The organism is Vibrio sp. 2130-1, assembly GCF_033339515.1.
This window is the reverse complement of record NZ_JAWOUT010000327.1, coordinates 1-673: the sequence shown is the minus strand read 5'-3', so window position 1 is coordinate 673 and position 673 is coordinate 1. Positions and strand designations below refer to the sequence as shown.

Genomic DNA, 673 nt, shown 5'->3' with positions numbered 1-673 from the left:
GAGCTTGAAGCGAAAGGTCGGTGTCTGTGACGTAAATACTGATGTAAACCGGCTTGTAGTTGTCTTTCCAGATCATCGCGCTAATGCCGCGTGAACCGTAGTTACCTGCGCCAGAGCGGTCTGCAATCGACCAGCCTTTTGGCAGAACAGAGCGCATGAGCGAATCCGATACTTTGTTGTCTTGCATCCAGATTTTCAGCTGTGTGCGTGACTCGTAAGATAGGGCGTTATCTTCCATCAAGGTGTGCAGGGTGTTTACCATGGCGTTAGGCGTTGTGGTGTCTCGCTTGTCGCCCGGTTTTGCTTCATTCAAACGAGGCTCCAATCGGTCAAGTCGCGTTGCTTTGTCGCCAACAGAGCGCAAAAACAGCGTGACCGCTTTAGGACCACCAATTTCATTTAGCACTAAGTTCGCAGCGGTGTTGTCGCTCATCAACATGGCGGCTTCACAAGCGTGTTCGATACGCGTGCTTTGTCCAGCCAGTTTATCCATCACCGGAGACCAAACCACAATATTGCGTTCATCGATTTTCGCTGTGGCATTTTTGTTGAGTTTGCTGCTGTCCATGTCGCTTAGCATGGTGGCACACGCTAACGTTTTGAATGTGCTCATTAATGGGAAACGTTCGTCTCCGCGATAATCCCAACGCTCGTGCGTTTGTGTATCTCAGAC

At 50.2% G+C, this 673-nt stretch carries 1 pseudogene; it reads right to left on the bottom strand.

The window, feature by feature from the left end:
• A pseudogene (blaCARB, locus tag R7Q09_RS26015) lies at window positions 1-667 on the bottom strand (CARB/PSE/RTG family carbenicillin-hydrolyzing class A beta-lactamase); the annotation flags it as partial.
• Window positions 668-673: the final 6 nt, after the last annotated feature.